The sequence below is a fragment of the Frankia sp. KB5 genome (assembly GCF_002099325.1).
In the GTDB taxonomy this organism is placed as follows: domain Bacteria; phylum Actinomycetota; class Actinomycetes; order Frankiales; family Frankiaceae; genus Frankia; species Frankia casuarinae.
Window position 1 is genome coordinate 1 of record NZ_MRUJ01000011.1, and the last position, 20600, is coordinate 20600.

Here is a 20600-nt window from a genome sequence, read left to right on the forward strand (position 1 = left end):
CTTCGCCGCGATGCGGCGGTTCAGTCGGTGGCGGGGGTGGGTGGGGCGGCGAGGACCTCGCCGAGGACCAGGGCCAGTTCGCCGAAGGCTCGGCCGCGGTGGCTGATCGCATCCTTCTCCGCCGCGGACAGTTCGGCGTTCGTCCGGGTCTGACCGTCGGCCAGGAACAGTGGGTCGTAGCCGAAGCCGCCCACGCCGCGAGGTTCGGTCAGCAGGGTGCCACGTAGCTCGCCGTGGGCGACCTGTTCGACGCCGTCCGGGGTGACCAGGGCCGCCGCGCAGACGAAGGCGGCGCCGCGCCGGTCGGCCGGGACGTCGTCAAGCTGCGCGAGCAGCAGGGTGTTGTTGGCGGTGTCCCGTTCGACCCGGGTGCCGTCGCGCCAGCCCGACCATCGAGCCGAGCGCACCCCCGGCATCCCGGCCAGCTCGTCGACGGCGAGCCCGGAGTCGTCGGCGACCGCGGGCAGCCCGGTCTCCGCGACCGCCGCCCGCGCCTTGATCAGAGCGTTCTCGGCGAAGGTCGTCCCGGTCTCGGGCACCTCCTCGCCTGGCGGCAGGCCCACCAGCTCCACGGCCAGGCCGCTGGCCGCCAGGATGCGGCRCAGCTCCGCGAGCTTCGCCTCGTTGCGACTGGCGAGGACCACCTTCGTCGTCCGGGCCGATCCGTGGTGTTCGGCGCTCATCGAGCACCTCCCGGGCGGGGAGGCCCCGCCGGGACCGGGCCGCGCAACGCCTCGGTCTGGATCGCGGTGAGCTGAGCGCATCCACGCACTGCGAGGTCGAGCAGGCTGTCGAGCATCGTCCGGTCGAACGGGGTGCCCTCGGCGGTGCCCTGGACCTCGACGAAACCGTCCGCCCCGGTGCACACCACGTTCATGTCGGTGTCCGCGGTGGAATCCTCGCTGTAGGCCAGGTCGAGCATCGCCTCACCCTTGACCACGCCGACGCTGACCGCACTGACGCTCGTGATGATCGCATCGGGCCGGCCGAGCCAGCGGGCGGCGTCGACCAGCGCGACGTAGGCGCCGGTGATCGCGGCGGTGCGCGTGCCGCCGTCGGCGAGCAGCACGTCGCAGTCGATCGCAATGGTGTTCTCGCCGAGGGCCTTCAGGTCGATGCAGGCACGCAGGCTGCGGCCAATCAGTCGGGAGATCTCATGGGTCCGCCCGGAGATGCGGCCGCGCACGGACTCGCGATCGTTACGGGTGTCGGTGGCCCGTGGAAGCATGGAGTACTCGGCGGTCACCCAGCCCAGGCCGCTGCCCTTGCGCCAGCGCGGGACCCCCGTGGTCACCGAGGCCGCGCACAGCACCCTGGTCCGGCCCGCACTGATCAGCGCGGATCCCTCCGCGTGCTCCTGCCATCCCCGCAGGATCGTCACCTGCCGGAGTTCGTCCGGTCTCCTGCCATCCGCTCGTATCACGTCGCGACACTATCGGCCCAGGGTGACCCGGCCGCGCGCCGAGGTGCGGAGGTGCGGTCCGTCAGAGCTCCCAGAGCTCTCAGAGTTCATAGACGGTGCCGGGGCTCGCGAGGGTCAGCGGGCCGTCGTAGACGCCAGCCGCCTCCTCCTCGGAACGGGCGGCGTTCCCCCACGGGACAAGATGCGTGAGCACGAGCTGACCCACGCCGGCTCGCCGGGCGTGCTCGCCGGCCTCCCGGCCGGTCAGATGCAGGTCAGGGGGGTTGTCCTCCTCATCGAGGAACGACGCCTCGCAGAGGAAGAGATCGCTGTCGGTAGCGAGGCGGACCAGCCGGTCACACGCCCCGGTGTCGCCCGAGTAGGTCAGTACCCGATCGTCGGCGGTGAGGCGGATGCCGTAGGCCTCCACCGGATGGGCCACCCGGGTGAGATCGATCCGGAACGGCCCGATGTGCAGGCGGCCGGCGCCGATGGTCCGGAAGTCGTAGATGTCGGCCAGGCTGTCGTCCGGCCATTTCTCGAACGCTCCGCACAGCCGTTCCTGGGTGTTGATCGGGCCGTAGACCGGGAGCTTGGGCGGCATGCCCTCCGGGTGGTACCGCCGCGCGTAGGAGTTGGCCACCAGGTCCAGGCAGTGGTCGCCGTGCAGGTGGCTGAGCAGCACCGCGTCGATCTCACGCAGGTCGCAGTGCCGTTGCAGTTCGCCCATGGACCCGTTGCCCGCGTCGAGGACGAGCCGGAACCCGTCGTCCGACTCGACGAGGTAGGACGAACAGGCCGACGTCGGGCCGGGATACGTGCCTGAACAGCCGAGGATCGTCAGTTTCACCGTGGCACCACCGGGCTCTGCTGGGAGGAGGGTTCCTGGTCCGCCCCGGTTCGGGCGGCCCATACGGCTGGAGGCGTGACTGTGGCCCGCGCGGCGGGAACGGGCGGGGACACCGCCGCGACGCCGACGAGTTCGGGGCCGAGGAACCTGCGTCCCACCCGGCTGAACAAGGTTGGATCACCCGTGGTGAGGAACCGGTGGGTGGGCGGCGGAAGGTCCGGATCGCGGAAGAGTCCATGCCGGACAAGTACCCGGTAGGTGTCCTTGGCCGTCTCCTCGGCACTACTCACCAGAGTGACGCCCTCTCCCATCACGAGGCCGATGACCCCCGTCAGCAGTGGGTAATGTGTACATCCGAGTATCACCGTGTCCACGTTGGCTTCCTGCAATGGTGCGAGGTACGCCTCGGTCAGACCGAGCAACTGCCGCCCGCAGGTGATACCCCGCTCAACGAAGTCCACGAACGCCGGGCAGGCCGCACCGGTCAACTCCACGCCCGCGGCGGCGGTGAACGCGTCGTCGTAGGCGCGGCTGGCAATCGTCGCCAGCGTGCCGATGACGCCTACCCGCCCGCTGCGGGTCGCCGCGGCCGCTCGGCGGGTCGCCGGCATGATCACTTCGATGACTGGTATGTCGTAACGCTCCCGGGCGTCGCGCAGACAGGCGGCACTTGCCGTGTTGCAGGCGATGACCAGCAGCTTCACGCCCTCGTCCACGAGCCGGTCGAGGGCATCGAGGGCGTAGCGACGCACCTCGGCGATCCGCCGCGGACCGTAGGGTGCCCGAGCGGTGTCCCCGAGATACATCAGGGGCTCATGCGGAAGCTGGTCCAAAATGGCGCGCGCCACAGTCAGACCGCCCACCCCGCTGTCGAACACCCCGATCGGCGCGCCGCTCATGAGCGATCAGACTAAGCCGGAAACCCGATGCTCACCCTGTGGCTGTTGTCACGGAACCATTGTCCGGTCCCGGACAGTCCTCGCGCGTCCGACATAGGACCATCTCGCCTCGCTGAGCTGGGCGCATCGCTGTGCGTCATACCTCGTTGTTTACCCAGGTGAAGGCGTCCGCGTGCCGCGAGGGGCCGAGGTGTGGCCGRCTCGACATCCGGGGATCGTCCCGGTCTGCTGGATCATCCGATGACCTTCGCCTGGTCCGGAACGCGATCTTTCATCGATGTATCGCGGGAAATGCGTGGTCCGTCTGTCGATCGTCCACGAGGAGCCGTGCCCGGGTGGGTATGCCATACGGGTACAGGCACGCCAAACGGAGTGTAGGCTAGAACTGCCTGTAATCGATCAGTGACTACTAGCTATCGAACAGGTATGTTGAGGACGCGGCTGAGGTGTCCGGGTCGTTCCCATCCGTCCCCGATTCGAGGCACCCCAGTCGCATCCTCGATGTCTCCAGGCGTCTTCCAGGCCRCCTCCAGGCCGTCCCCSGGGTGTCGACGCAACGTGGTTCCCGACGTCTCCCCGCGCTTCTAYGATGACGTCACGCGGTGGTCTTGCCATCGTCCGGCCATGCAGTCATCCAGGGAGATCAGGGGACGTCAGCACGTGACCACGCACGGAGGGTCGCGGTCGGGTGGCTCTTCGAGCACTCAAGATCGTCCCATGGCGTGAGGACGGACGGTGTAAGCGGGATACACGGCACCAAACTGTCCTCTGCCTTGTCGGGTTGACGTCGATCGGGGGCATCGCTGGCCGTACGGCGATAGGAACATGTCCATGGCCCGGCTCCTCGCGGCGATCTCCACGGGCGTCGCCCTCCTGGTGGGAGGGTTGACGGCGCTTGCCGTCATGCTGCCGCCCGAGTACGGCTATCTGGTTCCGATTGTCATTATCCTCGTTGTCGTGGGGGTCAACATCACTGCCTGGCTTGTGATCCCGCGTGTCGTCGGCCCGGCGTCGGCGTCGGCGTCCGTGCACCGCTCGATACCGGAGAATCGTCCGATGGGTGGCTCGTTCGTGTTCGGTCGTGGTGAGTTCGACTGGGCGCGTTCGGACGCATCCGATGCCTCCGTCGAGTCCTCGTCGGACAACTGGTCGTCGAGCTGGGACTACGCCGGCGGGGACGGTCCGGACGGCAGCGACGACGAGAGCGGTTTCGACGACGACCGCTGGTATGGTTCCGCGGTCCGCCGTGGCGCGGGTTTCCCGCCGTCCGCTCTTACCGGAGCATCCATGCCCGGCCTGCTGTCCGCCGACACCGGACAGCATCACCGGGCCACGCAGTCCGGCCCAGTGCCGGCGGAGCCAGAGAAGCACCACGACGACAGCCGCCAGCCGTAGCGATGCCCAGTGGGGACTGACCGGCCAGGGCGGCGTTCCTCCGGCCGGGCACATCCCGTCCGTGCTGTGCTCGGTACGGTCGTTGAGGTCGGTACGGTGCAGCGCGGTGCGGTGGCGGCCCGGCGCCGTGGATCAGGCGAGCCCGGCGCGTCGRCGGGCCGTCTCGGTCACCGCGGCCCAGTCCTGGTCGGTCTGGCCATGCGCCAGCGCGTCGACGAAGGCGTCCCGCAGCACGCCGCCGAAGGGCAGCGGAACGTTCCGTTCCAGCCCTGAGGCCAGCGCGAGCTGGACGTCCTTCAACCCGAGCGGGAGACGGAAGTTGACGGGCTCGTAGTCCCGGTTTCCGATCATGCGGCCATAGCCGGTGAAGACCGGGCCGGTAAACAGGTTGTCGGTGAGCACTTCGATGAACGTGGCCGGGTTCATCCCGCCGGCCTCGATGACGGCGCTCGCCTCCGCCATCGCCTCGATGCTGCAGGCGATCAGATAGTTACCCAGGATCTTCACCAGGTTGGCGTGCTCCGGCGCATCGCCGACCGTCCAGGTTCGCCGGYCGAGGACGTCGAACAGGGGCTGAACCTCGGCGATCGCGTCCGGATCGCCGCTGGTCACGATGGTGAGGTTGCCGGCGCGGGCGGCGTCGGTCCGGCCGAAGACAGGAGCCGCGAGGTAGCGCAGCCCGTGCTCGGCGTGCTCACGCCGGGCCTGGATCGCCAGCGCGGTGCTGACGGTGGCCATATTCACATGCAGTGCTCCGGCCGGCGCGGCGGTCAGTACCCGCGGATCGAGCAGGCGGTCGGTGACGGCCTGGTCGTCCGCCAGCATGCTGAGGACGATTCCGGTGGCGAACGCCTCGGAGATGCTGGCGGGCACCGCACCGGCGGCGGCCAGCTCGGTGAYGGGATCCGGTGAGCGGTTCCAGGCCAGTACGGTGTGGCCGGCGTCGATCAGATTGCGCGCCATGGCGCTGCCCATTCCGCCAAGTCCGATGAAACCGATTTTCATGCGTCACCCTCCTGGCCTGGTCGGCGGACGGTCCGCCGACGCGGGTTTCCTGCCCGGCTGGGCTGGGCCAAGTGGCATCGGCCGCTCCAGCCCAGGGCGGGTGAAGAACGGACCGGCAGGTGCCGGGTCCTCAGGCGCCTGTCATCGTAGGAAGCCCGGTGCCCGAGGTCAGTGTGATGAACTCGATACGCGGGGGACCGGTGAGCAGATCCTGCCGCTCGGCGACGAAATGGTGGATGTGCGGCTGGTTCTCATGATCCTCGAACGCCTCGCGGTCGCGGTAKAGCTCGTAGAAGAGCCGGGCATTGTCGTCGCCGACCACCCGATGGGTAGTGTAGATCAAGGTCCCGGGTTCGTGGGCGGCGATCAGCGGCACCGTCTCGGCCACCAACGCGTCGAACGCGTCCGCCGTGTCCGGGCGTACCTCGAACCGCACCGTCAGACCGAACATGGATCTCCTCCTCAGGGTGTTGCGACAGGGACATGGCGGGGCGCTGTCGCTTCGCGACGTACTGTCACCGTATCCGGGAGATCACTCTAATGGTGGCCTGAGAGCCCGGCCACATCGATGCGGCCTGAGATCGGCCGCCTTGTGTAGTCCGGGACGGGCCATCCGGACCTTGACGGCAGGAGGCCGATGTACAGCAGATTCTGTCGACCAAAGACGATATGGACGTCATGAACGGTACCCGATGGTATTCCTTCAAGGCTGGATCTGGTGGATGACGGGCATGGTCTCCCGGCCGGCCTAGCGATTCGCGGCCGGCGGGCCACAGCCTGATTTCTTCCATCGACTCGTGGTTCAAATTCGAGACGACTCGTGTTCACCGACCTGTGAATGGAAATCCCTTGACGGCTGGCCGCTGCACCGCACTCCGGCGGGATGTAGGCAAGGTCGGCGCCCTGTTGCTCTGATGATTCAGGAGACTTGCATGGTCTACGTCCAGCCGTATGCTGTCGACTCCGCCGGGCGTGGTCTCTTCGCGGTTCGATACGGCGTCGGACCGACAATGCGGAATCGAGGATGGCGCGGAGTGAAATCTCGTCTCACATGGTCCCGTTCGGCTGCGCTTGTGGCCGCGACAGCCCTGACCGTCGGGCTTGGCTACGGCCTTCCGGCGGTCGCGGATCCGGGTGGCGCGGCAGCCCAGTCGGGTGCGGCGGCCGTCCAGACGGCGAGCTCGGTGCGGGCGGCCACGGTCTCGCGGTGCTCGGGTCCCAACGCCCGTTCGAACAGCGCCAGTACCGCGGCAAACTGGTCTCGGGCACCCGCGGGATCCCCCGCCTCCCCGGTCCAGTGGGCGAGGTTGCGCTGGTCGAGCAACGTGTCCGGATGGTCGGGGCCGAGGACCCGCCGGTGGATCAGGAGCAGGGCGGCGTACTGGTCACGGGCCATCGCGGGGTCTCCCGCCTGACCCACCCAGTAGGCGAAGTTACCCCGGGCGACCAAGGTCGCGGGATGCTCGGGACCCGAGACCCGCTCACGGATCGGCAGTAACTGTGCGTACTGGTCGCGGGCGGCGGCCGGGTCACCCGCCTTGCCGGTCCACCAGGCGAGGTTGGTGCGGACCCACAGCGTGCCGTGATGCTCCGCGCCGGACACCCGCTCATGGACGGTGAGCAGCGCCGAGCACAGGTCGCGCGCGGCCGCGGGATCCCCGGCCTCCCCGATCCAACGGGCGTACTGGTCACGGGATTCGAGAACATCCGGGTGTTCCGGTCCCAGCACCCGTTCCCTGATCGGCAGAAACGCGGCGTAGTGAGCGCACGCGCCCGCCACGTCGCCGGCCTGCCCGGTCCAGAACCCGAGATTCGCCCAGACATACAGGGTCTCCGGATCATCCTCACCCGCGACGCGTCGCCACCGGGGCAGGATGGACAGGCACAGGTCGCGCGCGCCGGGCCAGTCGCCGGCCTGCCCGGTCCAGTCCGCGAGACGGGCCGCGACCAGCAGGGTCTGCCGGTCGTCGGCGCCCAGGGCCCGGTCGCAGACGGGCAGCAACGCCGCGAGCATGTCGCGCGCGCCCCCCGGATCCCCCGCCTCCCCGGTCCAGTTGGCGACGGCGGCACGCGTACGCAGAGCCGCGGGATGCTCGGCGCCCAGCCGTGCCACGGTGTCGTTGTGGACGTCCTCCTGCACGATCTTCGCCGTCCGGTAGTCACCACTGGCGTCGAGATACTCGAGCAGTTTCAGGACGCCGGGACGGTCCGGACGGAACACGATACGTGCGTGGGGGACCAGCATGGCGTAGACAGGCCACGTCCCGGACCGGTGGGGTTCATCCGGCAGTGCGGCCTCCACCAGGGCCACCACCACGCCGCGCAGGACGTCGCGACGTTCCTCGGGCAGCTGACCGGCGATGACTGCCCCGACGAGGCGGTGCAGCTGAATCGTGTTCCCGCTCCGGCGGGCCAGGGAGTAGGCCAGCGCGTCACCGACCACATCGTCGAGGTCGAGCCGGGGATGGGTACCGGCGCACGCCTGCGCCAACGGGCCGTCGAGAAGATCGGGATGGTCATCGAACAGGGCCAACGGGATCGGTTCGGGAGCCAGCAGCGCGCACAGCRTCAGCAGCTGCACGGTGGCCGGGGCGTCGGCCCGCAGCCGTTCCAGAGCCATGGACCAAGCGGTGGCGATGGTGCCGGCATAGAGGGGATCGCCCCCTTTGCCCAGCAGCGTCGTACGCCGGGTACGGAACTTCGCAAGGTAACTGGCCGGATCCGTCCGGGTCGTGGTGAGGTAGCCGGCGGCCTGCGCCAACGCCAGAGGCAGGTCACCCAACTCGGCAGCCAGCGCGTCGGCTACCGCCGCGTTCAGGCCGGGAAGACGGCGGGTCAGGAACGCCACCGCCTCAGCCCGTTCAAACACGTCCAYGTCGACCGCGGCGGCGAGTGCCTCCCAGCCCGGATTCCGGGACGTGATCAGCACATGGCCCGGTCCGCTTGGCAGCCAGTCCCGCAAGGCGACGGGATCCTCGGCGTTGTCGAACACCACCAGCCACCCCACCCGACGGCCCAGGGCTGCGAGCACGATGGCCGCGATGTCGGATACCGCTCCATCGGTCGACAGACCCAGCGGGCCCGCGAGCGCGGCGAACTTCTCGCCGACCAGGAGGGTCTGTTCCGCGTCGATCCACCAGACCAATGTGTACTCGGCGGCGTGCCGATGGGCGTACTCGACGGCCAACTGGGTCTTGCCCACCCCGCCCATGCCGTGCAGGGTGGTCACCGCCACCGGCCCCGACCCCAGCTCGGTGCGGATCTGGTCGAGCTGGGACTGGCGGCCGGTGAAATGCCGGTTGCGACTCGGCACGTTCCACACATCGGGCAGCCGCCCGGGGAACGTCGGCTCCATCCCCGTCGCGGTGACCATCGGTTGGGCGGGCCCGCCGGGAAAGACCGGCTCCACCGCCGGCTTACTCCGCTCCCCACGTGCCGCGGCCACCAGCCGCCCGGCCGCGATGTCCCGGTCGAGGCCGAACAGGTCCACGCTGACCAGCTGACCCAGCAGCCCGGGCCGATCACATTCCTCCACTCGGAACACCAGCAGCTTGCGCGCCCGCCCGGACGGGTCGGCGGCCCAGGCGGCCTGCCACTCCGCCTCCGCGAACGCCGAGGACAGGTACGCCGTCGACAGCACCGCGATCGTGCGGGCCGCGACCTGTGCCGCCTGATGCATCTCGGTGACGAAATGACTACCCGCGTTGAAGTCCCAGGTCTGGATCCGCACCCGGTAGCCGGCGTCCTCCAACACCCAGGCGATCCACTCCGCCCATCCCTGATCGGCCCCGGTGTAGGAGACGAAGAAATCCACCCCCGACGATGGCGACCTTGCCGCACCCTGCACCGCGCCGCCGCCTGACGCCGGGACCCTCGTGCCCATAGCCGCACAGCCTGCCACAGTAGCCACGGATCGTCACAACCCAGGCGCGTACCGGACAGCCGAACGGGCTGACACCCGGGGTGTGTAAGAACAACGGTGTAACCCCGATCAAGGAGTGACACCTGATGACGATCACCACAGACGCAGCGGACACTGCTGTGGTGTCCCTGGAGGAGTCGGCCGCTGGACGGCCCCGCGCGTCGAAGGCGAAGGCTGCGCCAGCGGGGATCGATCCCGCGTTGGTCGCGCAGCTGGTGACCCAGGCCCGTGAGCAGGGGGTGCGGCTGTCCGGCGAGGGTGGCCTGCTCCAGCAGCTGACGAAGGTCGTGCTGGAGTCCGCCCTCGAGGGCGAGATCACCGGGCGGCCTCGTGAGTGCCGGCCGTCAGGGCAGCGTCCGGAAGGACGCTTCCGGCAGGTGGTTCTTCGTCGTCGACATCACCGCAGCGGGTGGGCCGCGTCGRCAGGCGAGACGGCGTGGGTTCGCGACCAAGAAGGCGGCACAGGCGGCGCTGACGGGGTTTCTCGGCAAGCTCGCGGCCGGCACGTACGTCGAGCCGTCCCGGCTGACCGTTCGGGAGTTCATCGAGACGCGCTGGCTCCCGGCAGTGGAAGGTGAGCTGCGGCCGTCGACCCTGGCGTCATGCCGGCGGAACCTGCGGCTGCATGTCCTGTCCCGGCTCGGCGGGGTGCGGCTCCAGCTCCTTGACACGGCTACCCTGCAAGCCCTCTAGGCCGAGTTGCTCCGGGCTGGCCGGGCTGACCATGCCCGGGGGCACGGACTGTCGCCGCGGACCGTGCTCTACATCCACACGATCCTTCGGGATGCGCTGAAGACGGCAGTCGAATGGGACCTGATCCCACGCAACCCGGCGGACCGGACCAAGCCGCCGCAGCGGAAGGCCCAGGCCGAGCGGCACACGAAGATCCGCACCTGGACGAACGCCGAACTCCGGACCTTCCTCGACGCCACCCGCGACGAACCGACCTACGCCCAGCGCCTCACCTCGCCACCACCGGCGTGCGGCGAGGTGAGGCGCTGGGGCTCGCCTGGTCGGCGGTGGATCTGGACGCGGGGCGCATCTCGATCCGCCGGACGCTCGTCAACGTCACCACGTCTGACACCGGCCGGGTGCCGGTGTTCAGCGACCCGAAGACCGTACGCGGCACGCGGGTCATCGCCCTGGACACGGCCACCGTAACGGCGCTGCGTGACCTGCGCGAGAGCAAGCTGAAGGAGCTGGCGTTGCTCGGCAGGGAGCCAGAGGCCGATCTTGTCTTCACCCACTGGGACGGCCGGGCCATGCACCCGGAACGGAACTCCCGCGCGTTCCTCCGGCGGGTGAGGCGCCTCGGCCTGCCGGTCATCCGGCTGCACAACCTGCGGCACACCTGGGCAACCCTCGCGCTCGCGAGCAACGTGCATCCCAAGGTCGTCTCCGAGCGGCTGGGGCACGCCAGCATCACGATCACCTGGAGATCTACAGCCACGTTCTGCCCGGCATGCACTCCGATGCCGCGGAAGTCGTCGCCGGGCTCATCCTCGGCACTGGCGGGCAGGCCGACGAGGACCAGGCGGACCGGCCCGACGGCGGTGGCGACGCGACCGACTCGGACGACTCCGATGGCCTGGGTGATGACGATGCGGAACCGGGTGCGCCTGCGTCAGACTGCCCGGCCACCGGCCCGCGGACTCCTCGTCCGTCCACTTCGGTCACGGCCCGGTCGTGACCAATCTGTGACCAAACGGGCCCAAACGATCAGAGGAGGAACGGTGGGCGAGCATCTGACCTGCGAGAACGCTGCCGTTCAACGGGTGCGGGAGGGGGGACTTGAACCCCCACGCCCGAAGGCGGCAGATCCTAAGTCTGCTGCGTCTGCCATTCCGCCACTCCCGCGTCACCTCCAGAGTAGCGATCGCCTCACCTGGGGGGCGCTCCGCCTCCCGCCGGGTTATGCCCCGCATCCTCACCAGGACCGCGGACAACCGCGGACAACAGTGGACAACCGCGGACAACAGTGGGCAGCCGTGGACGACCGTGGGCAGCCGCGGGTAGCCATGGAGGCTGCCCCAGTCCGGCCACGAACCTTCGTAGTGAGCCATTCACGAGGTTTACCGGTATCGGCCGGGTTTGGTGGACGCCAGGGCGGACAGATATCGACAGTCCAGAGGGCTMACGCCGCCGGTCGCCGAGGCTCGTCCCGCGGTCGTCGGGACGACAACCGTGAGAGGGCCGTTGTCGTCAGCCTGACTCGCACGGCTATCCGACCGGCGGCAGGGTTGTTTCGCGCCGGTTTGGCCAGGACGACTGGGAGACGATTCATATGACCCTCACCGAGGTCCCGCGCTCCGCCCCCGCCGATGTTCCGCCCACCGGCGAGGCACCGGCACAGGTCGAGAGCCCGCCGGCCAAGATCAGGGCCAAGATCAGGGCCGAGGCCAACGTCAGKGCCGGGAACGAGACCGGGAACGAGGCCCAACGGCTGGTCGGCCCCGGCCCCCGCCACGCCGCCCAGCGTGCCCTCCTCGAACGGAACCGGGCGTTGAAGCTCATCGACACCGGTCGGGCGACGACCGCGGCCGTCTGCGCGGTCCGTGACACGGGCCTGCGGGTGAACGGCAGGCCGGTCGCCGAGGTTCATCTGCTCATCGAACGCCCCGGCGCGTGGGGCAACGTGTATCCGGTGGTGCGCAGCACGGTCCTTCCCGACCCGGACGTCGACCTGAGCGAGGCGGCGACGGCTTCGTCGGGCCGCCCGCGTCGTATCCCCGTGCTGGTCGATCCGCACCGTCCGGAGAACGTGCTGCTGGGCTGGGATCTGCGGCCGGCGAGCTGACGAAGCCGTCAACGAAGCGGCCGACGAAGCCTGCGGGATGGGTCGGCCAGGCGCCTCAGGGACGGTCCCGGTCAGGCGGCTGCGAGGCCCAGGTCGCGCAGCAGCTTGGCGACATGACCGGTCGCGCGGACGTTGTACTGCGCCACCTCGATCGTGCCGTCCGTGCCGATCACGAACGTCGAGCGGATCACGCCGATGGTCTTCTTCCCGTACATTGTCTTCTCGCCGAAGGCGCCGTACGCGGCGAGCACCTTCCGCTCCGGGTCGGAAAGCAGCGGGAACGTCAGGGCTTCCGCGTCGCGGAACTTCACCAGCTTGGCGGGCTTGTCGGGAGAGATCCCGAGCACGTCGATGCCGGCGTTGTCGAGCTGGGCGAGRCTGTCCCGGAAGTCGCAGGCCTGCTTCGTGCACCCCGGGGTCGACGCGGCCGGATAGAAGTAGACGACGACCCGCCGTCCCCGGTAGGACGCCAGGGACACCTCGTTCCCCTCGGAGTCGGGCAGGGTGAAGTCGGGTGCGATGTCGCCGGGGACCAGACGGGCGGCGTTGGCGGTCTCAGTCATGGCCCGAAAAGTAGCCGTGGCCCGCGCGGGACGGCAAACCCCCGGCGGACAGATCCCCAACGTGGCGAGGTTCGGGGGACCTGGGCACGGTCTGTGCACCGTGGACCRTGCCCAGGTCCCCCATCTGCTCAGGCTGCCCTGCTCAGGAGCCCGGTCAGGCTGCCGCGTCGACCGCCGCGCGGAAGCCCTCCGGGGTGAGCTGCTCCCCGGACAGCCGCTTGCCGTTGACGAAGACGGTCGGCGTGCCGGTGACGCCGGCCTTCGATGCGTCCTCGTCAACCTTGGCGACGTACCCGTCGTAGGTCCCCTCGTTGACCGCTTTCCGGTACGCCTGCGAGGTCAGCCCCGCTTTCGCTCCGAGCGTGATGAGCGTGTCGTTGGTGAARCCGCCGGTGCGCTCCTCGGGCTGGTTCGCGTACAGCACATCGTGCAACTGCCGGAACCTGCCCTCGTTGGCGGCTGCCGCCGCCGCGTTCGCTGCCCGCTTCGACTCCGGCCCGATGAACGACATCATGTGGTAATCGATCTTGATTTTGCCGTCGTCAAGGAGCTTGCCGATGGTCGGCCCGGTTGTCTTCTCCAGCGTCCCGCAGATGGGGCACTGGAAATCCTCGTACAGGTCGACGGTGACCGGTGCGGACGCCTTGCCGACGACGATGCCGTGATCGGTGCCGGTGGCGCTCGCTGGCAGGACCACCGGCTTCGACTCCTCGCGGGAGTTCTGGACGGCGAAGCCAATCACGCCGACCAGGACGAGAACGGCCAGCACCACGCCGGTGATGATGCCGCGCCGCCGTCGCCGTTCCCGCGCTGCCGCCGCGGCCCGCGCCGCCGCGGCTTTGGCCCGTCGCTCCTGTCCGCTGACCGTCTTGCCTCCACTTGCCGGGGGGGTCGCGTCGGGCCTTGCGCCGCCGCCAGGGGCCCTACCGCCGGTCGTCAACGGTGCCTTCTTCGACTTCGCAGCCATCAGCGGTACTCCCGGAAAGATCGTTCACTGGTTGGTCGAGGAGACGGTCCACCGCCAGGTAGCCGCTCGGCCGCCAGGCCAGCAGCCCGGCGGCGGCGAGCAGCAGGCTGTCGCGGATCAGCTCGGAGGTGTAGTGCGTCGGGGCGTCGGCAGTGAGATCACCCCCAGAGGAGAAGCAGCCGCAGTCGATCCGCAGCCCCCGGGTGGCGGCCGACGCGATCGCTGCGATGTAGACGGCGAACATCACCGCGGACACGACGGCGGACAGCCGCACGGCGAGCCCCACGACGAGCAGCATCCCCAAGGCGATCTCCAGGAACGGGACGCCGTACGCGATCGGCTGCACGAGGGCATCGGGCAGGATGCGGAACGCCCVCACGGAGCGCACCATCCCGTCCGGGTCGTTGACCTTCAACAGCCCGGCGACCAGCCAGACCACGCCGAGGCCGAGGCGCAACACTGTGGAGACGGCGCGACTGGCCGGCTGCATGGGGGTGACAAGGCTGTAGGTGATCGGATTCAAGACCGTGCTTCTTCTGATCCGGACCGCTCGGCGGTCAGTTTGGGCAGGTCGTCGATGTATTCCTGGACGCTGGTCCCCGCCAGGTACAGCGCGCGGATCCTGTCATCCCGAGAGAAGACGATGACCTGGGCGCCATGGGTGACCAGAACGGAGCCGTCGGCCTGGACCTCCGGTTTCTCCAGGGGAACGCCCAAGGCCTCGGCCTCGGTACGGATCCGGTCGAACGGGCCGCGGACGCCGATGAAGGTTGCGTTGAACTGTTTAAGCCAACGGCTGAGGACTGCCCCCGTATCCCGATCAGGGTCGGTCGTCACGAAGACGACCGTCACCTGGTCACGCACGTCCGGTTTCACCTCGCCGAGTGCCGACGCGAGGTCCGCCATCGTGGTCGGGCAGACGTCCGGACAGTGGGTGTAGCCGAAGAACAGCATGGTGATCTTCCCCTGCGTGCGTGTGCGCAGGTCGAAGGGACGGCCGTCGGCGTCGGTGAGGTTGAGGGCCGGCTTGGCCAGCCGCCTGGCCGGGACGGTGCCGTGCAGGCTGCCGTCGCCGCCGTTGCCCACATCGACGATCTTCACTCCGGTGTCGGTTCCCGAGCCGGCGCAGGCGGTGAGCAGCGCCATCGAGGAAGCGACCAGGACCGTGGCAATGGTTCCGGCCAGCGCCGGACGGCGCCGCCGGGAGCGCGACGGGGGGAACTGTCCAGGCGGGGAACCGGCGTCGTGACGGGAACCCGTGTCGTGACGAGGATGGTGGACTGGGGACATGACGCTCCAGGGCAGGGCCGGGCAGGACGGATCGGGGCCACGGAAAACGTGTCCGCCTGACTGCGGCAGGTGCTGACGGTGGGAGTCGCCCGGGGCGACTCCCACCCGGGCCAGAGCACCGCTGGCCGTCGCGCACAGCGTTCAGCGTAATGTCCCGCCGGACGGATTCCGGTGTGCGGTTGCTTCCGCCTGTGGCGCCAGCTGCGCGGTGTCTGCGGCGCCAGCTGCGCGGTACGGAGACCGGGACCGGACGGGGCGAGACGCCGCGCGTCAGGGCGCCCGCGTGACGTGTCGCGCCACTGGCGGTTTGGTCTCGCCGGGCGGTGATGTGTCTGGCACGATCGTTGCAGGCCGGTCGCACCCGACGGAGATGTCCGTGGCGTCCATCGACGCCGATCGACGCCAGCCGCGGGAGCGCGTCCGCCATTCGCAACGGACGAGAGGGCGACATCGGTGCCGCAGGACCCGGCCGTGATCCAGCAACAGATCGAAGAGACCCGCGCCGAACTGGCGGAGACGATCGATTCCATCACGGAGATCGTCAGCCCGCGCCGCGTCGCCGAGCGGGCCCAGATGCAGCTGCGGGTGAAGACCGCCGAACTGCGCCACAGGTACGGTCCGGCCCTCGGGATCGGCCCGGGGCCGGCGCTTCCCGAACTGGAGGCCGGCGTCGGAGCCGATGGCGTGGACCGGCGGGGGGATGCGGGCACGCTGACCGGGGGTGCGCTGGACGGCAGGGCGGTGCCCGGCCCCTCTGGCGGCGCCACCGTGGTCCGGGTGGTGCGCTGGGAGCGGGTCGTTCTCGTGGGTGGAGGTGTGCTGCTCCTGGTGGGTGGGATCCGTCATCGCCGTCGTCGCCGGTCGTCCCGGCGCGGGTGAGCGGCCCGCCCGCCCGCCTGGGCCGCTCCCGGGCCGGTCGCGCCGACTCCCTGCCCCCGCCTACAGGTCGCCGGTGCGGCGCAGCCAGGCCAGCATGAGGATCCCCGGCAGCACCGGCAGCCAGAAGCTGATCAGGCGGTAGACGAGGACCGCGGTGAACATGGACGCCGCCGTACCGCCCGCGGCCGCGAGCCCGAAGGCCAGTGCCGGTTCGATCGCGCCGATGCCGCCGGCTGTCGGCGCCGCGCCGGCTACCATCGAGCCGATGAGGTAGACCGCGGCAACGGACAGCAACGTCATGCTGGTGCCGAATGCCCAGACCGTGCAGGCGAGCGCGAGGATCTGGAAGAAGCGTGTCCCTGTTTGGGACAGCAGCAGCAGCAGAGCCCGGCACGGGGAACGGGCGAGGATCTTCAGATGGGTGTCGAAGGCCCGCACCGCCGGCCGGGCCTTCGACCGGATCCGTGGATGGGCCACGGTGCCCGTCACGAGCGCGCAGACCGCCCCACAGCCGAGCACGAACGGCCCCGGCCCGAGCCCCTGGACAGTGGACCGCAGCGGGTTGGCCACGGCAGCCCCGATGCCCGAGTCGCTGAGGGTGCCGGCGACCAGGACGATGCCCCCGAGGTGCGCCACCCCGCCGGCCACCTTGATCGACGTGATGGCCGCCAGGGCCGCGGGACGCGTCATCCCGCGCCGTTCCAGGAAACGCAGATGGATCGCGATGGCCCCGAGACCCGCGGGCACGATCCGGTTCGCCGCCGCTGCCGCGACCTGCAGGCCGGTCACGGTGCGTAGCTCGATCCGCAGGCCGCTGGCCGCCCGCGTGGACAGGCCGTTGGCGAAGTAGAACAGGACCGAGGAGAGCGCGCAGATGACGAGCCAGTGCCAGCGGGGCGTGGGAACGCCGGCCAGCCGTGAGGCCATGTCGCCGCGGAAGCGCACGGCCAGGATGGTGAGGGGCACGGCGAGCACGCCGGCGAGCAGGACGTTGCGCCGCCGGGACCGGGACGATCGAACCGGTCCGAGACGGAGCGCGAGCGGTTCGGCGAAGACGTGGACGTCACCGGCCGGGGATGCGACGAGCTCGCCCCTCGGTGTCGTTGTAGAGCTCGGTGTCGTTGCAGCCACGTCGTCGGAGTTGTCGTCCGGGTGGGCACCGGGGCGTCGTAGTAGCTGCCGGGTCAGCACCACCGGCGGTGGAAGCGGGGGCGCGGGCGCGGCGGCGCTCTCGGCGCTGACAGCGCCGAGCAGGACCGGAGTCTCGATGACTACCCCCGTAGGATCGACAGGCGCGATCACGGTCGTGATGCAGAGGAGACGTACGTCACGGTACGCGGCTTGACGGTATGCGGCTTGGCTGAACAGCAGCTGAAGCAGTCTCATTGCCAACCTGGYCACCGGAAGTCGCGCGACGACGCTTCGGGAGGAATCGGTCGGCGGCCCTGGTCAGGAGCCRCAGACCGCCTCGATCGGATCCTGTTGGCGTGGCAGGTCGAACCAGACCTGCTTGCCTGACCCCCGGGTGTCCGGTACCTCGACGACACCCCACTGCATTGCCAGCGCGGCGACCAGATGCAGGCCCCGGCCCGACTCGTCGTCGTCGTGGGCGGGCTTCAGCACCGGCCACAGCGAGCTTCCGTCGTCGACCGCGATGCGGATCCGGTCGTCGCGCAGGGACAGTGTGAGGCACAGGGCGGCGCGGGCGCCGACGAAGCGCACCGCGTTCGTCACGACCTCACTGACGAGTAGCTGCGCGACCTCGACGGTCTCCGGGCGGCCCCAAGCGGCGAGCAGCTCGGTGACCAGCCGGCGGGCTCGGCTGGCGRCGCGGGGATCGGCGGGCAGGTCGAAGCGTGCGCTGAGAGCTTCGGCCACGYCTCACCTTCCGGGGGGTTGTCAGTCACGGTCGTCGTTCCGGTGCGGGGGTCTGCCGCGTCGCGTTACTGCCACCATGACCGCCCCCCCAAACCTGACCCTCTGTGGTCGTCGAGCCGGGCAACGGCCACGCGACGCATCTGGATACCGCGACCGGGACGTCCGGGCGACGCGACGCGCCGAGGACGGCATCGGCGCTTCCCTCGCCGGGGTGCCGGGCCGGGGTGGCAGGCCGTCCCAGCGGGGCGGGTCGGCCTGCCCCGCTGGGACGGCCGGGCGGGTGACCACGTCGGGGATGGCGTCAGATGACGTCGATGCCGTCCAGCACCGACTCGCGGCGAGCCATCCAGGCCCGCGTGACCTCGTCGACCGCGGTCTGGTCGATGCGGGCCGCCGCCGCCGACAGATCGCTGCGGGGGGACGGCACCATGTCCGCATCCGCATCCGCTCGCGCGGCTGTTCGCGGCATGGCAGCCCGACCGGGGTGTGACGAGTTCGGCGGGTCGATCCCAGGTTGCGCGTACCGGCTACCGGAGCCATGCGGTACACCACCGGTTCCGTCCGGGGCGCGCCCGTCGGGCGGGGTCGGGTTCCGATCGAAGGCCGGCCCGGGGTGGTCGGGACGGCCGATGGGCCGTGGGCCGGGCTGGTCCCTCGTCGGCTGCCCACCCGGTTCCGCGCGCCGCTGCGGTGCTCGGGGACGGTCTGCCCAGGCTCTCGCCCCGTTCCCCGCGGGGCGTCCCGGGGACTCGGCCGGGCCCGGCCGTCCGCGGTCGGGCTGTCCGCGGTGTGTGGATCCCGGCTGCATGGATCCCGACCGGGTGGATTCCGGCGGCGTCGGCCCCGGCTGGGGTGATGGCCGGCCCTGGTGGCGTCCGGGCCCCGGCAGCGCGGGACCGGGGTCCGACGGGCCGCCTGGCCCGGTTCCGGTGCCGGTCATCGAGCGCGGCGTCTCGACCCTGGCCGTGGCCATCTCGACCGGACCGGAGATCGAGGGAGCGGGCCGGGATGACGGCACGACGACATCGTCCCGGGCCACCGACGGGTTTACGGCCGGCGGGTAGCCGTCCGCGGCGGACCGGTCCCGGTCCGTGGGGTACCCGCCCGTCGGATACCGGTCCGAGGAGTATCCGTTGGGAGCATGTTGCCGCCCGCCGGGCAGTCGTGGCCGGGCACCGGTTGGCCGCGGAGCACCCCGCTGGGCGGGATGGGCAGCCGGGGGCGGGTAGCCCGAACGGTCGGAGTATCCGCCGGACGGCGGGTGGTCGGAGTCTGCCGGGGACCCCATGGGCAGGTGGGCAGCCGCCCCGGGCATCGGCTCGGGGAACTGTCCAGGAACCGGGACAGGCGGCCTGACCGGTGACTGTGGTGGCGGGGGTGACTGTGGTGGCGGGGGTGACTGTGGTGGCGGGGGTGACTGCGGTGCGGGCGGTCTGGCCGCGGGGCGAGCCGGAGGGAACATCCTGGCCTCGTCAACCGCCCGGCTGTCCGGTGCGGCGCCCGGCGACATGCCGGTGATCGCGATGATCGACGCGCAGGGCCAGAGACGGTCGCAGCTCAGGCAGAGGTCGAACTCATTCGGCTGATGAAGGTCGATGAGGGTGATCAGCGAGTGAATATGCTCGACGATCTTCGGGCCGACCAGGACCGGCCCACGGGCGATGACGTCGAGCTCCGAGCGCAGTCGCCCGTGATACTGCTCGACGTCAGCAAGGCGCGGATCCTCCATCACCGGCAGCATGCACCATAGCGGGCCAGCGGGCACGAAGGGTGTAGCCCGTTCGGGTTCACCGTCACCGCTGACTCACGTTCCGTTTCTGACTCGCGGTGCCAGACGCCGCTGATGGTTCCCTCTCCCTTACGTGCGGTGAGGGCGGGAAGTGGGTTCGCCGGGACGGGCCGCATGGTCATGCCGAGCCGGAGTCCGGACGGCGTGGCCGCGGGGAGGCGCTGATCGCAGATCAGGACCGGTCCGGCCGGACCTCGTCCGTGCGGCGGACCTGCCGCATCAGACCCTCCTGAAGCCTGGCGAACTCCTCGATGTAGGGACTTTCGACCTGCCCGGGGGCACCTCCGGGCTCCTTGCCCGGCGCGGACCGGTCGAACGGCTCGAAACCCGCGAACTGCCCGCCGGCACCCGGCGGCATGCGGTCGGGCTGGCCGTCGAACGCGGGATAGTGCCCACCCCCCGCCGCCTGAGCGCCCCGCTCGGCGGGTCCGTCGTACCCGGGTCCGTAGGAGGACGGCAGGCCGTTGCTGCTCTGCGGGACCGCACGGTCCGCGGCGTTGTCGAACGCCGGGTAGTGGGCACCGTTGGCCGAGGCCGCGCGGTCGGTGGGACCGTCGTAGGCGAACCCCGAGCCGTTGGGACTGCCGGCCCCGGGGCTGATCGAGAGCGGGGCGCCGCGCATGCTGTCGCCGGAGGTGTCCGGCTGCTCCGTGGAGAGGAACCCCTCGGATGCCGGGTAGATGCGGGCCGACAGGCTGACCGACATCGGGTCACTGCCGTAGGTGATGACGTCAACCTGGTCCTCCGCGCTGATGCCGCCGCTGCGGGCGAGATCGACGAAGCGGAACAGATCGGCCCACCGTAGCCCATCGAGGTCGACGCTGATACGCAGTGCCATGATCGTGCCCCATCCCTGAGGTTCGTTACGTGCCGACGGTTACCTGGGCGCCAACGGACGATCGAGGGGTGACCGGCTCGCCCCCGTCAGCGCCAGCCCGGGCGGCGATGGGCGGCAGCTTATACC

The 20600-nt window shown here is 70.1% G+C and carries 20 protein-coding genes, 1 tRNA gene and 1 pseudogene; 6 read left to right on the top strand and 16 right to left on the bottom strand.

Going from position 1 to position 20600, the window contains the following annotated elements:
- Positions 1–20 precede the first annotated feature (20 nt).
- The 4 genes from rdgB to murI all read right to left on the bottom strand — a co-directional run bounded on the left by rdgB (position 21) and on the right by murI (position 3151).
- Positions 21–683, bottom strand: coding sequence for an RdgB/HAM1 family non-canonical purine NTP pyrophosphatase (gene rdgB, locus KBI5_RS01270; protein ID WP_085014087.1), 663 nt, complete (start codon positions 681–683; stop codon positions 21–23).
- The gene (gene rph, locus KBI5_RS01275; RefSeq protein WP_011435323.1) at positions 680–1423 is read right to left on the bottom strand and encodes a ribonuclease PH; all 744 of its coding nucleotides are present in this window, start codon (positions 1421–1423) and stop codon (positions 680–682) included. The genes rdgB and rph overlap by 4 nt, the downstream gene beginning before the upstream one ends.
- Positions 1424–1502: 79 nt before the next feature.
- Entirely contained in the window at positions 1503–2252 is a 750-nt protein-coding gene (locus KBI5_RS01280) for an MBL fold metallo-hydrolase (RefSeq protein WP_023842098.1), read from the bottom strand.
- Positions 2249–3151: a glutamate racemase gene (gene murI / locus KBI5_RS01285; protein WP_023842099.1), complete on the bottom strand. Its 903-nt coding sequence runs from the start codon at positions 3149–3151 to the stop codon at positions 2249–2251. Before murI ends, KBI5_RS01280 begins: the two co-directional genes overlap by 4 nt.
- 831 nt (positions 3152–3982) lie before the next feature.
- Between murI and KBI5_RS26785 the strand changes: the two genes are divergently transcribed.
- A complete protein-coding gene (locus tag KBI5_RS26785; RefSeq protein WP_198537451.1) occupies positions 3983–4546 on the top strand; it encodes a hypothetical protein in 564 nt (187 codons plus the stop codon).
- A 132-nt stretch (positions 4547–4678) separates the two neighbouring features.
- Here the strand turns inward: KBI5_RS26785 and KBI5_RS01295 are convergent, their stop codons facing one another.
- The 3 genes from KBI5_RS01295 to fxsT all read right to left on the bottom strand — a co-directional run bounded on the left by KBI5_RS01295 (position 4679) and on the right by fxsT (position 9434).
- A complete protein-coding gene (locus KBI5_RS01295; RefSeq protein ID WP_085014088.1) occupies positions 4679–5551 on the bottom strand; it encodes an NAD(P)-dependent oxidoreductase in 873 nt (290 codons plus the stop codon).
- Between the two features lie 130 nt (positions 5552–5681).
- Positions 5682–6002, bottom strand: a complete 321-nt coding sequence (locus tag KBI5_RS01300; RefSeq protein ID WP_011435328.1) for a putative quinol monooxygenase — start codon at positions 6000–6002, stop codon at positions 5682–5684.
- A 654-nt stretch (positions 6003–6656) separates the two neighbouring features.
- The gene (gene fxsT / locus KBI5_RS01305; protein WP_085014089.1) at positions 6657–9434 is read right to left on the bottom strand and encodes an FxSxx-COOH system tetratricopeptide repeat protein; all 2778 of its coding nucleotides are present in this window, start codon (positions 9432–9434) and stop codon (positions 6657–6659) included.
- A gap of 125 nt (positions 9435–9559) precedes the next feature.
- On the opposite strand from fxsT, the pseudogene KBI5_RS28565 reads away from it, so the two are divergent.
- Together KBI5_RS28565 and KBI5_RS01315 are read left to right on the top strand one after the other, a co-directional pair.
- Positions 9560–9793 (top strand): annotated as a pseudogene (locus KBI5_RS28565) (IS256 family transposase); the annotation flags it as partial.
- Between the two features lie 10 nt (positions 9794–9803).
- Positions 9804–10166, top strand: a complete 363-nt coding sequence (locus tag KBI5_RS01315; protein ID WP_011435330.1) for an Arm DNA-binding domain-containing protein — start codon at positions 9804–9806, stop codon at positions 10164–10166.
- Between the two features lie 1083 nt (positions 10167–11249).
- Here KBI5_RS01315 and KBI5_RS01330 read toward each other — a convergent pair.
- Positions 11250–11330, bottom strand: a tRNA-Leu gene (locus tag KBI5_RS01330).
- A gap of 427 nt (positions 11331–11757) precedes the next feature.
- On the opposite strand from KBI5_RS01330, the gene KBI5_RS01335 reads away from it, so the two are divergent.
- The gene (locus KBI5_RS01335) at positions 11758–12270 is read left to right on the top strand and encodes a hypothetical protein (RefSeq protein ID WP_085014090.1); all 513 of its coding nucleotides are present in this window, start codon (positions 11758–11760) and stop codon (positions 12268–12270) included.
- Positions 12271–12341: 71 nt separating this feature from the next.
- Here KBI5_RS01335 and bcp read toward each other — a convergent pair whose 3' ends face one another.
- The 4 genes from bcp to KBI5_RS01355 form a co-directional block, all read right to left on the bottom strand.
- A complete protein-coding gene (bcp, locus tag KBI5_RS01340; protein ID WP_011435364.1) occupies positions 12342–12833 on the bottom strand; it encodes a thioredoxin-dependent thiol peroxidase in 492 nt (163 codons plus the stop codon).
- A 154-nt stretch (positions 12834–12987) separates the two neighbouring features.
- A complete protein-coding gene (locus tag KBI5_RS01345) occupies positions 12988–13800 on the bottom strand; it encodes a thioredoxin domain-containing protein (protein WP_011435365.1) in 813 nt (270 codons plus the stop codon).
- The gene (locus KBI5_RS01350; RefSeq protein ID WP_085014091.1) at positions 13757–14323 is read right to left on the bottom strand and encodes a MauE/DoxX family redox-associated membrane protein; all 567 of its coding nucleotides are present in this window, start codon (positions 14321–14323) and stop codon (positions 13757–13759) included. Before KBI5_RS01350 ends, KBI5_RS01345 begins: the two co-directional genes overlap by 44 nt.
- Positions 14320–15090, bottom strand: coding sequence for an SCO family protein (locus KBI5_RS01355; RefSeq protein WP_011435367.1), 771 nt, complete (start codon positions 15088–15090; stop codon positions 14320–14322). Before KBI5_RS01355 ends, KBI5_RS01350 begins: the two co-directional genes overlap by 4 nt.
- A 453-nt stretch (positions 15091–15543) precedes the next feature.
- On the opposite strand from KBI5_RS01355, the gene KBI5_RS01360 reads away from it, so the two are divergent.
- Complete coding sequence (locus KBI5_RS01360) at positions 15544–15969, top strand: DUF3618 domain-containing protein (protein WP_011435368.1); 426 nt, start codon at positions 15544–15546, stop codon at positions 15967–15969.
- Positions 15970–16029: 60 nt separating this feature from the next.
- Here the strand turns inward: KBI5_RS01360 and KBI5_RS01365 are convergent, their stop codons facing one another.
- The 3 genes from KBI5_RS01365 to KBI5_RS28340 all read right to left on the bottom strand — a co-directional run bounded on the left by KBI5_RS01365 (position 16030) and on the right by KBI5_RS28340 (position 18277).
- Positions 16030–17355, bottom strand: coding sequence for a YbhN family protein (locus tag KBI5_RS01365; RefSeq protein WP_085014092.1), 1326 nt, complete (start codon positions 17353–17355; stop codon positions 16030–16032).
- Between the two features lie 63 nt (positions 17356–17418).
- The gene (locus tag KBI5_RS01370) at positions 17419–17847 is read right to left on the bottom strand and encodes an ATP-binding protein (protein ID WP_085014093.1); all 429 of its coding nucleotides are present in this window, start codon (positions 17845–17847) and stop codon (positions 17419–17421) included.
- A 301-nt stretch (positions 17848–18148) separates the two neighbouring features.
- On the bottom strand, positions 18149–18277 hold the full coding sequence (locus KBI5_RS28340) for a hypothetical protein (protein WP_023841030.1): 129 nt from the start codon (positions 18275–18277) through the stop codon (positions 18149–18151).
- A 376-nt stretch (positions 18278–18653) separates the two neighbouring features.
- Here KBI5_RS28340 and KBI5_RS01375 point away from each other — a divergent pair, with 376 nt between their 5' ends.
- Entirely contained in the window at positions 18654–18911 is a 258-nt protein-coding gene (locus KBI5_RS01375; RefSeq protein WP_023841029.1) for a hypothetical protein, read from the top strand.
- A gap of 897 nt (positions 18912–19808) precedes the next feature.
- Here the strand turns inward: KBI5_RS01375 and KBI5_RS01385 are convergent.
- Complete coding sequence (locus KBI5_RS01385) at positions 19809–20474, bottom strand: hypothetical protein (protein WP_011435372.1); 666 nt, start codon at positions 20472–20474, stop codon at positions 19809–19811.
- Between the last annotated feature and the right edge of the window lie 126 nt (positions 20475–20600).